We start from the raw sequence: 9,090 nt of genomic DNA on the forward strand, positions 1-9,090 counted from the left end.
GGCAGGATCAGCGGCAGATGCACCAGCCCGTTGAGCAGGGTCTTGCCCCAGAAACGCCCTCGCGCCAGCAGCAGCGCAAGCAGGATGCCGGGCGGCAGGCTGGCGATCATCGCCACCGTCGCCACCTTGATCGACAGCCGGACCGCATTCCATTCGTCGGGAGTGAGGTCCAGCAGCCAGTTCATGTCAGCGTTTGCGCGATCTCTCTTAGTTGCTCGGCGCGAGCACCGTGAAACCCTGCTCCTTGAAGAGTTCGGCGGCCTTGGCCGATTCGACGCATTTCAGGAAGGCAGCCGTATCCTTGTCCTTCGAATCCGCGATCTGGGCAATCGGGTAGATGATCGGCGGATGCGAATCTTCCGGGAAGGTGCCTACGACCTTGACGCCCTTCTCCGCATGCGCGTCGGTGGCGTAGACGATGCCCAGCGCCGCCTCGCCCGTCGACACCAGCTTTAAGGCTGCACGCACATTCTCGGCCTGCGCGACCTTGCCCTTGACGGACGACCAGACGCCCAGCGATTCCAGCGCCGCCTTGCCGTATTTGCCGGCCGGCACGGCCTTGAAATCGCCCATGGCAAGCTTGCCGTCGCCGATCAGCTTGGCGACGTCGAAGCCCTTCTCGACTTTAGTCTCGACCGTGGAATCCTTCGGCGCCACGAGCACGATCTGGTTGCCAAGCAGCTTCACCTCGGTGTCCGGCTTGGTCAGCTTCTTGTCCGAGAGATATTTCATCCAGTCGAGGTCGGCCGACACGAAGACGTCAGCCGGCGCGCCGCCTTCGATCTGCTTGGCCAGGGCGGAGCTTGCCGCGTAGGAAATGGTGGCGGCCTCGCCGACTTCCGGCTCGCAGGCCTTGCTGACCGCATCGAGCGCGTCCTTGAGGCTTGCCGCGGCAAACACGACGACCTTGTCGTCGGCACGTGCCGCCGTCACCGCCGCCATCAGCATTGCCGTGAAACCTCCAATAGCGATCGCCTTCAACCCGAAACCCGTGCCCGTCATGAAGTCTCTCCCTGGTTTCAAAATCCGTACGGCTCGAAGCCTCAGACCGATATATCCGGATGAACATAACAAGGAAAGGCTTTTCGCCTGTCGTGGCATTGTGGGCCGGCATGGTCCCGGTCTACGATAAATCGGAAACAGCGCTGCTCAAGGAGAGACGCATGAAGATCAGCGCCCGCAATATCCTGAAGGGTAAGGTCACCGAGATCGTCAAGGAGCGACCACCTCGCATGTCAGGATCGACATCGGCGGCGGCGTAATCGTCACCGCATCGATCACCAATGAGGCGGCCGCCGACCTTGCGCTCGAGAAGGGCAAGCAGGCCTATGCGGTGATCAAGGCCTCGGATGTCATGGTCGGCATCGACTGAGCGAGTTAAACCGCGATCGGCGCCTTGATATTCGCGTCCGCGAAATAATTCTCGAGGCGGAAATCCTCGAAACGGAAGGCGAACAGGTCCTTCACCTCCGGATTGATCCACATCGTCGGCAGAGCCTTCGGCGTGCGCCGCATCTGCTCGCGCGCCTGCTCGAAATGGTTCGAATAAAGATGCGCGTCGCCCAGCGTGTGGACGAAGTCGCCCGGCTTCAGCCCGGTCACCTGCGCCACCATCATGGTGAGCAGGGCATAGGAAGCGATGTTGAACGGCACGCCGAGGAAGATGTCGGCCGAGCGCTGGTAAAGCTGGCAGGAGAGCCTGCCTTCCGAAACATAGAACTGGAACAGGCAGTGGCAGGGCGGCAGCGCCATCGCCTCGACTTCGGCCGGATTCCAGGCCGAGACGATCAGCCGGCGCGAGTTGGGATTCCGGCGTATCTCCTTCAAAAGGCCCGCGATCTGGTCGATCTCCCCGCCATGTCCGTCCGGCCATGAGCGCCACTGCTTGCCATAGACCGGGCCGAGATCGCCATTCTCGTCGGCCCATTCGTCCCAGATTGTGACACCGTTGTCGTTGAGATATTTGATGTTGGTGTCGCCGGCCAGGAACCACAGAAGCTCGTGGATGATCGACTTCAGATGCAGCTTCTTGGTGGTCGTGACGGGAAAGCCGCGCGAAAGGTCGAAGCGCATCTGGTAGCCGAACACCGAGCGCGTACCGGTTCCGGTACGGTCGCCACGGTCGCTGCCGTTCTCCAGCACATGCTTCAACAGGTCGAGATATTGGCGCATCGGCTCCGCCTCGATTCGGGTTACAGCCAATCATACCCGACCGACAGCCGGTCGAACACCGCAAAGCGGCTGCGGATGCGGGTCGCACCCAAAAGCCCACGGTGCCGGCACGGTTTCGTGCCGGCTGCCGTGTGGCCAGGACTCAGAGAGAGCCGAGTTTGCCGAGATCCTTGGCAACCAGGTAGTAGAAGGTCACGCGGCTCTTGGTGTTGTCCGCCTGCATGGCCTTGCAGGTCTTCTCGATCGAGGCATTCGCCTTTGCGGCATCGGCGATGCCGAGCTTCTTGCCGATCCAATTCTCGCGAACACGATCGAGTTCCTTCGGGTCGGTGCAGGACACCAGCGAGGAATCGCGGTTCCTGAGCGCAATACCCAAATGCTTAACGATCTTATCGACCGCGTCGGCGCTGGCGCCGGCATCGTATTTCTTCACATCCGCAAGATAGTCGGCCATCGAACTTCCCCTCGTCGGCGCCACGAATCCGGTCGATGAGGGTTGTGGCGCGTCGCGCAACCTTTGCGCTAGGTCAGAGACTCCTCACCGGGAGCGAGATTTGATTGAGTGGGCGCGCAAGTCAACCCTTGGCTGCACAGTTTGGCATAACCGGATAGGCGCCGGTTTGGCCTTTATTTTTTCCTCATCGGTCCCTATATTCGCTTCGTCGGCCTGACCGACTATGGCGATAAACAGGCGATGAAATAAGCCGTTCGGACCCGGGGGCGGTACCCGGCGCCTCCACCAAAAACCGCTCTGGCTGACGGAGCGGCTTTTGCTGGGGGCGAAATAGGATCGACGAAGGTGTAAAGATCGTACTTTTGCCCGGCATTGTACCACCGTCATCGGGCTAAACTTATAGTTGCCAACGACAACTATGCGGAAGCTCGTCTCGCTGCTTAATGCGGCGCGAACGCTTCAAATCAAGCCCTAGCGGTTCGCACTTCTAGGCGGGGTTCGGAGGTACCTGGCAACAGAAACCTCCACCTTCCCCCTTTTTGCTTCTTCCGAATAATCGAACGGCCAAGGCTCGTCCGGCGCTTTGATGCGCGGCACGGCCTTGCCACTCATCCTCCATGGACAGCCGATGCAAAACGATTGCGACCGATTCTTCGTGCTGACCGGCGGTCCGGGTTCCGGCAAGACCACCTTGATCGTAGCGTTGCAGGCCAAGGGTTTCGCGACGGCCCCCGAAGCCGGGCGCGGGATCATCCGCGACCAGATGGCCATCGGCGGCTCTGCCCTTCCCTGGCAGGACCGCGGGCTCTTTGCCGAGCTGATGCTGTCGTGGGAACTGCGCTCCTGGCACGCCGCGCACGGCGAGACCGGTCCGGTCTTCTTCGACCGCGGCGTGGCCGATACGATCGGCTATCTCAGGCTCTGCGGCCTGCCGGTGCCGGATCATGTCGCCAGCGCTGCGGAAAAATTCCGCTACGCGCGCCGCGTCTTCGTGACGCCGCCCTGGCCGGAGATTTTCACCCAGGACGAGGAGCGCAAGCAGACGCTGGGCGAGGCCGAGCGCACATTCCGCTCAGTGACCGGCGTCTATGCGGAGCTCGGTTATGAACTGGTGCCTTTACCTCTTGCCTCGGTTGAAGAACGGGTGCGCTTCGTCATCGATCAAGCGGATTTGCGGCAGATATGAAAAAGGCCGGACGAGCCGGCCTTTTTGGGGCTTTTCGAGGCGCCTTACTCTGCCGGCGCCTCGACCGCTTCACGCGCGCGGCCGAGCGTCAGCTTGGCCAGCGTGAACGAGATCACGGCGCAGAGCGTGATGCCCGCCACCATCGGCAGCGGCGTGCCGTCGAAGAAGATGCCGGCGACGCCCATGGCCAGCGCGCCGATGGCGAAATGCAACGTACCCATCAGCGCCGAGGCCGTGCCGGCGATCTCGCCATGCTCCTCCATCGCCAGCACCGAGCTGGTCGGGATGACGAGGCCGAGGAAGCCGTAGCCGACGAACAACAGCGCCGCCATCACGTCGAGCCGGTCGACGCCCGAAGCCATGATCGCGAACAGCGCCACCATGACAGTGGCATAGCCGGTGACCGCAACCCAGACGACGCGCTTCAACCCGAAGCGGTCTGCCAAGAGACCCGTCAGCTGCGACATGCCGATGAAGGCAACCGCATTGATCGAGAAGAACACGCTGTAGACCGACGGCGACAGGCCGTAATGGTCGATCAGGATGAAGGACGAGCTCGACAGATAGACGAAGAAGCTCGCAATGCCGAAGCCGGCGATCGCCACCAGGCCCAGGAAATTGCGGTCGCCCATCAGGTAGCGGTAGCCGGCGAGCGCCGTGCCGAAGGACGAGCCGGCCCGCTCTTCAACCGCCCGCGTCTCCTTGAGCGAGGTGGCAATCAGGATGGTGGCCAAGGCAGCCGCGCCCGTGACGGTCCAGAACACGGCACGCCAACCAAAACTCTCGATGATCTGGCTGCCGGTCAGCGGCGCCAGGATCGGCGACACCGAGAAGACCAGCATCAGAAGCGACATCAGCTTGGCGGCCTCATTGCCTGTGTGCAGGTCGCGCACGATGGCGCGCGGCACCGCCATGCCGGCGCTGGCGCCGAGGCCCTGCAGGAAGCGGAAGGCGATCAGCCACTCGATATTCGGCGCCATGGCCGAGCCGACGCCGCCGACCATGAACAGCGCGAGGCCGGCATAAAGCGGCGCCTTGCGGCCGACCATGTCGGAGATCGGCCCGACGACGATCTGCCCGAAACCCATCGACAGGAAGAAGATCAGAAGGCTCATCTGCACGGCGGCGGTGCCGGCATGCAGGTCCTGGCCGATCGAAGGCAGCGCGGGGAGATACATATCGATCGCGAACGGGCCGATCGCGGACAACAAGCCGAGCACGACCGCGATGCGGAGGAATTTGGGACTCATGATAAAGGCTCTTTTCGGATCTGGTTGCCGCCGCTCAATACCGGCGTCTGAACCCAGGACGTTCCATCCCGCGGGGAATCCTACAATGAGAGTGAATTCATTCGCCTTATCAGGCGAACATATTCGTCTCTTCAGCGGGATTTCCCTTCGTTGTGTCCACAAATTTAGACAGGCTTGTCCAATTCGTCAATCACCGCTATATGGATTTCCATGAGGCACGGCGTTTCTCCTGACACTTTCCCGCCACGCAGCCATGAGGCCAAGCGCGTGTCGGTGGTGGATGCAGCCGCTTCCGTCTTCTGCCGCGAAGGCTATGCCGGCGCCAATATCGACCTGATCGCGGCCGAGGCCGGCGTATCGCGGCAGACCGTCTACAACCATCATGGCGACAAGGAAAACCTCTTTGTCGCCGTCGTGCGCGATCTGACAGAGCGCTGCAATGCCGGCATCTTCAGCACCATCGCCAGCTTCCCCGACCAGCCCACCGACCTCGAGGCCGACCTGATCGCCTTCGCGGTGCGCATGAACCGCAATTGCATCTGCAACCGCGATGGCCGTTTCCTGCGCAAGCTGATCCAGGCCGAAGGCGAGCGTTATCCGGAACTGTTTGCGGAATGGCGCGAGCAGGGCCCGGGCCGCACATGGTCGGCGCTCGCCGCCCGTTTCGCCCGGCTTGCCTTTGCCGGGCATCTCTCGATCGGCGATCCGGACGTCGCGGCGCGCCAGTTCCTTGCCCTCGTCAACGCCGAGCTTCAGATCACGTTCATGCTAGGCGGCGTGCCAACCGAGGAAGAGGTGCTGCGCTCCGCCACCAACGGCGTGCAGACCTTCCTCAGCGCCTTCGTCAGAAAGAAGTCGCCAGCCGGCAAACAGGCCACACTCGTTCACGCCTGAGCGATCAAATCGCTGGCGCCCCTCTTGGCCTCACCGCTTTGCGCCTATATGCGGTTTACGCCGCGCTCAAGCTTGATTACAGCTATGCGGACGATTCAACGGAACCCGACCATCACATGGCCGACGACCACATCCGCTACGACATTCTGGCCCAGGAGGCACTGCGCGGCGTCATGCGCAAGGTCCTGGCCGAGGTCGCGCGCACCGGCCTTCCGGGCAATCATCATTTCTTCATCACCTTCCTGACCGGCGCGCCGGGGGTGCGCATCTCGTCGCGGTTGCGCGAGCGCTATCCGGAGCAGATGACCATCGTCATCCAGTTCCAGTATTGGGACCTCAAGGTGACGGATGCCGGCTTCGAGGTCGGACTTTCCTTCTCCGACGTTCCAGAAAAGCTCGAGATCCCCTTCTCCGCGGTTCGCGGCTTCTACGATCCGTCGGTCAATTTCGAGCTCGAATTCGACGTCAAGACGGAGAGCGTGGAAGACGAGGCCGCCGCTCCGGCGCCTGAACCGATCGCCGTCGTTCCCGAGAAGAAGCCGGAAACCAAGAAGAAGGCCGCCGAGAGCGAAAAGAAGCCGGCGGTCGCCGAGACCGGCGGCAAAGGCGCCGACGTCGTCTCGCTCGACGCCTTCCGCAAGAAGTAGTCCGGCGCCATGGGCGAGGTCATCAATCTCCGCCAGGCCCGCAAGCAGAAAGCGCGCAGCGAGAAAGAACGCCAGGCGAGCGAGAACCGGGCGTTGCACGGCCGCTCGAAGGCGGAGCGCGAGCGCGACCGGCTGACATCGGAGAAGGCCGAGACATTCATGGCCGGCCATCGCCGGGAAAAGCCCGACGACCCCGGCAAGCGCTGAGTCAAAGCAATGGCCGCGGTCGAAAAACGTTCGGTAACGATCCGTGGTCACCGCACCAGCTTTTCCCTGGAGCAACCCTTCTACGACGACCTCGTCGCCATCGCCGCGCAGCGTTCGCTGTCGCTCGCGGCCCTGGTCGCCGAGATCGATGAGACGCGCACCCGCGACGCGAACCTGTCGTCCGCGCTGAGGCTCTATGTGCTGGCCTGGGCGAAACGCGGCGGCGCTGGATCCTGAGGGTTGCTTTTAAACCGGATCGCCGGGGATTGCTTGAGGCCGCCCAACAACGATCGCGATGGGCGTTTCGGCCGATCTCCAACGCTTGCCCCCTGCCAACGTTAAAGCATGTCTCCCGAAAGTGGGACCCGGTTTCGGGATAAAGACATGCGCAAAATCAAAAACCTAAAGCGCATGGAGCGAATCTGAAAGATTGCGACGCGCTTTGCAGAGCCGACCGGTCAAATCCCTGTGCTGGGGACCAGCTCCGCCGCGCGAAAGCTCAACCGCCGTCGAGCGACTTCAGCAGATTGTCGATCGTGAACGGATTGGCCTTCGGCTTGGCCGGCGGCGGACTCGAACCGTCATTGACGCCGGGGAGTGACTGGTCCGCCTTTGGCGCCTGCTGAGCCGCCTTGCGTGCTGCTTCCAGCTTCGCCTGCTCCGCCTTCTTGCGATCGGCCTCGGCCTGCGCCTTGGCCGCCTCGTCCGCAGCCCGCTGCTCGGCCTCGGCCTTCGCCTGTTGATCAGCCTTCGCCTTGGCGTCCGCTTCGGCCTGCGCCTTGGCGTCGGCTTCCGCCTTCGCCTTCGCCTCTTCGTCGGCCTTGGCTTTTGCCTCGGCTTCCGCCTGTGCCTGCGCTTCTGCTTCGGCTTTCGCCCTGGCCTCCGCCTCGGCTTTCTGCCGCGCTTCTTCCTCTTGCCGGCGCAACTCCTCGGCCGCCTTGTCGCGCTCCGTCTGCAGCGCCGCGAAATAGCGCGCCTCGCGTCGCAGCCGCTGCTTCTCGAGCAGCGCCGCTTGCATCGCCTCGACCCGCTGCTGCTCCTTCTCCAGCGCGCGCTGCGTCAGGAATTGCGCCAGCGGACCGCTGTCGAATTGGGGCGCAGCGCCCCCGACCGGGCCGGCCAGGCTGAAATTGACGGCAGGCTCCGAGCCGACCAGCGCCTCGTCGCCGGGACGATAGGTCAATGTCCCCTTTGCGGTGACGGTGCTGGTGTTGAGATCGGCGGTCACATCGGCGGACAAGCTCGCGCCGGGACTGTCGAGGCTGATCGGCGGCGCCCGCAGCGTCCCGTTGGCGACGGTGAAGGCCACGTCCGTGTCGCCGGCGGCGAAGCTGCCCTCCCCGGCGATCTGCGGCGCGAACTCAGCCGTCTTGGCCGTGTCGATGTCGCGCCCGATCGCATCGGCCTTGGCGATGATGGCGGCAAAGCCGTCCGGATTGATGCCGCCCACCTTCAAGCCCTTCAGGGCTGCGGTGCCGGATCCGGACAGAGCGGCGATCATGGCGTCGACCGATTTGCCGCTGGTCGACAGCGCCGCCGAAAGATCACCGCTGCCGCCGATACCGGCGCCCGGCAGGACCGCGGAAAGATCGCCGCCGGCCAGTCGCATCTGGCCGGAGAACAGGCCGGTGCCTTCCGTGTTCTTCAGGTCGAGCAGGCCGGTCAGATCGCCGCCATAGAGCTTCGCCTTGAGATCGGAGACGTGGATGCCTTCGCGATCGAGCTTCAGCGAGAAGGCGGCGTCATGCGCAGTCGCGAAGGGCCCGACGGCCAGCGCCGATGTGTCGAGATCGAGGTCGGCGTTGAACGGCAGGGTCGACTTCTGGCTGAACGGCGTCGTCGGCCATCCGCCCTTGGCGGACGCGAAGGACTGGTCGCCGAACAGCGAGACCGCCAGTGGATCGAGGTCGAGCTCGTCAAGCGCCAGCGCCCCGGCAAGATGCGGCAGCCCATCCTTGGCGTCGATGTTGATGTCGCCGGACACCGCCGCCTTGTTGATTGAGCCGGTGAGGCCGCTCAGCACCAGGAGCCCGTTGCCGAAATCGGCATCGGCCGCCAGCGACGTCGACGTGCCCATTCCCATGCCGGGCAGGCCTACCCCTGTGGTCATCAGCCACGGCTCGATATCGGCGGCTTCAGGATTGACCTTGCCCTTGGCTGTAGGGCCTTGCGCCGTATCGGCGACCGTTCCGTCGAAGCTCGCCCTGAAGTCGTCGGCGGTCAGATTGAAGCTGGTCGCGAGACCGCCGGCGACCGAGCCCTTCGCCGAGACGTCGGTGT

At 63.4% G+C, this 9,090-nt stretch carries 10 protein-coding genes, 1 other RNA gene and 2 pseudogenes; 7 read left to right on the forward strand and 6 right to left on the reverse strand.

The genetic code is table 11. The annotated features are described in order from the left end of the window. Positions 1-185 (reverse strand): annotated as a pseudogene (locus EOA27_RS10655) (molybdate ABC transporter permease subunit); the annotation flags it as partial. 22 nt (positions 186-207) lie between these two features. Then, the gene (gene modA / locus EOA27_RS10660; protein ID WP_127256113.1) at positions 208-1,002 is read right to left on the reverse strand and encodes a molybdate ABC transporter substrate-binding protein; all 795 of its coding nucleotides are present in this window, start codon (positions 1,000-1,002) and stop codon (positions 208-210) included. A 161-nt stretch (positions 1,003-1,163) separates the two neighbouring features. Between modA and EOA27_RS10665 the strand changes: the two are divergent. Further along, positions 1,164-1,372, forward strand: a pseudogene (locus tag EOA27_RS10665) (molybdopterin-binding protein). A 5-nt stretch (positions 1,373-1,377) separates the two neighbouring features. Here EOA27_RS10665 and EOA27_RS10670 read toward each other — a convergent pair. Both EOA27_RS10670 and EOA27_RS10675 read right to left on the reverse strand, forming a co-directional pair. Next, positions 1,378-2,172 (reverse strand): thymidylate synthase, encoded by a 795-nt coding sequence (locus EOA27_RS10670; RefSeq protein ID WP_126064619.1) that lies wholly within the window; start codon positions 2,170-2,172, stop codon positions 1,378-1,380. Positions 2,173-2,314: 142 nt separating this feature from the next. Beyond that, positions 2,315-2,626, reverse strand: a complete 312-nt coding sequence (locus EOA27_RS10675; RefSeq protein WP_042644091.1) for a DUF2853 family protein — start codon at positions 2,624-2,626, stop codon at positions 2,315-2,317. 168 nt (positions 2,627-2,794) lie between these two features. On the opposite strand from EOA27_RS10675, the gene ssrA reads away from it, so the two are divergent. Beyond that, positions 2,795-3,155: a transfer-messenger RNA gene (gene ssrA, locus EOA27_RS10680) on the forward strand. A gap of 99 nt (positions 3,156-3,254) precedes the next feature. Further along, on the forward strand, positions 3,255-3,812 hold the full coding sequence (locus EOA27_RS10685; protein ID WP_126082043.1) for an AAA family ATPase: 558 nt from the start codon (positions 3,255-3,257) through the stop codon (positions 3,810-3,812). A 44-nt stretch (positions 3,813-3,856) separates the two neighbouring features. On the opposite strand, the gene EOA27_RS10690 is transcribed toward EOA27_RS10685, so the two are convergent. Next, positions 3,857-5,062: a multidrug effflux MFS transporter gene (locus EOA27_RS10690; protein ID WP_126082042.1), complete on the reverse strand. Its 1,206-nt coding sequence runs from the start codon at positions 5,060-5,062 to the stop codon at positions 3,857-3,859. A 210-nt stretch (positions 5,063-5,272) separates the two neighbouring features. On the opposite strand from EOA27_RS10690, the gene EOA27_RS10695 reads away from it, so the two are divergent. The 4 genes from EOA27_RS10695 to EOA27_RS10710 all read left to right on the forward strand — a co-directional run bounded on the left by EOA27_RS10695 (position 5,273) and on the right by EOA27_RS10710 (position 7,047). Further along, a complete protein-coding gene (locus EOA27_RS10695; protein ID WP_126082041.1) occupies positions 5,273-5,956 on the forward strand; it encodes a TetR/AcrR family transcriptional regulator in 684 nt (227 codons plus the stop codon). Positions 5,957-6,072: 116 nt separating this feature from the next. Then, positions 6,073-6,603 carry an SspB family protein gene (locus tag EOA27_RS10700; protein ID WP_042644144.1) on the forward strand — a complete coding sequence of 177 codons (531 nt, stop codon included), beginning with the start codon at positions 6,073-6,075 and terminating at the stop codon, positions 6,601-6,603. A 9-nt stretch (positions 6,604-6,612) separates the two neighbouring features. After that, complete coding sequence (locus EOA27_RS10705) at positions 6,613-6,810, forward strand: DUF4169 family protein (RefSeq protein ID WP_126082040.1); 198 nt, start codon at positions 6,613-6,615, stop codon at positions 6,808-6,810. 9 nt (positions 6,811-6,819) lie between these two features. Beyond that, positions 6,820-7,047: a ribbon-helix-helix domain-containing protein gene (locus EOA27_RS10710; RefSeq protein ID WP_042644100.1), complete on the forward strand. Its 228-nt coding sequence runs from the start codon at positions 6,820-6,822 to the stop codon at positions 7,045-7,047. Positions 7,048-7,309: 262 nt separating this feature from the next. On the opposite strand, the gene EOA27_RS10715 is transcribed toward EOA27_RS10710, so the two are convergent. After that, positions 7,310-9,090 (reverse strand): AsmA-like C-terminal region-containing protein (locus EOA27_RS10715; RefSeq protein WP_281059406.1); only part of this gene is annotated, 1,781 nt, incomplete at its 5' end.

The sequence above is a fragment of the Mesorhizobium sp. M2A.F.Ca.ET.037.01.1.1 genome (assembly GCF_003998075.1).
GTDB lineage: Bacteria > Pseudomonadota > Alphaproteobacteria > Rhizobiales > Rhizobiaceae > Mesorhizobium.

Excerpts from the sequence above, each read along its gene's own strand:
- EOA27_RS10675 (WP_042644091.1), bottom strand. The coding sequence starts at position 2,626 with ATGGCCGACTATCTTGCGGATGTGAAGAAATACGATGCCGGCGCCAGC.
- modA (WP_127256113.1), bottom strand. The coding sequence starts at position 1,002 with ATGACGGGCACGGGTTTCGGGTTGAAGGCGATCGCTATTGGAGGTTTC.
- EOA27_RS10690 (WP_126082042.1), bottom strand. The coding sequence starts at position 5,062 with ATGAGTCCCAAATTCCTCCGCATCGCGGTCGTGCTCGGCTTGTTGTCC.
- EOA27_RS10670 (WP_126064619.1), bottom strand. The coding sequence starts at position 2,172 with ATGCGCCAATATCTCGACCTGTTGAAGCATGTGCTGGAGAACGGCAGC.
- EOA27_RS10695 (WP_126082041.1), top strand. The coding sequence starts at position 5,273 with ATGAGGCACGGCGTTTCTCCTGACACTTTCCCGCCACGCAGCCATGAG.
- EOA27_RS10710 (WP_042644100.1), top strand. The coding sequence starts at position 6,820 with ATGGCCGCGGTCGAAAAACGTTCGGTAACGATCCGTGGTCACCGCACC.
- EOA27_RS10685 (WP_126082043.1), top strand. The coding sequence starts at position 3,255 with ATGCAAAACGATTGCGACCGATTCTTCGTGCTGACCGGCGGTCCGGGT.
- EOA27_RS10700 (WP_042644144.1), top strand. The coding sequence starts at position 6,073 with ATGGCCGACGACCACATCCGCTACGACATTCTGGCCCAGGAGGCACTG.
- EOA27_RS10705 (WP_126082040.1), top strand. The coding sequence starts at position 6,613 with ATGGGCGAGGTCATCAATCTCCGCCAGGCCCGCAAGCAGAAAGCGCGC.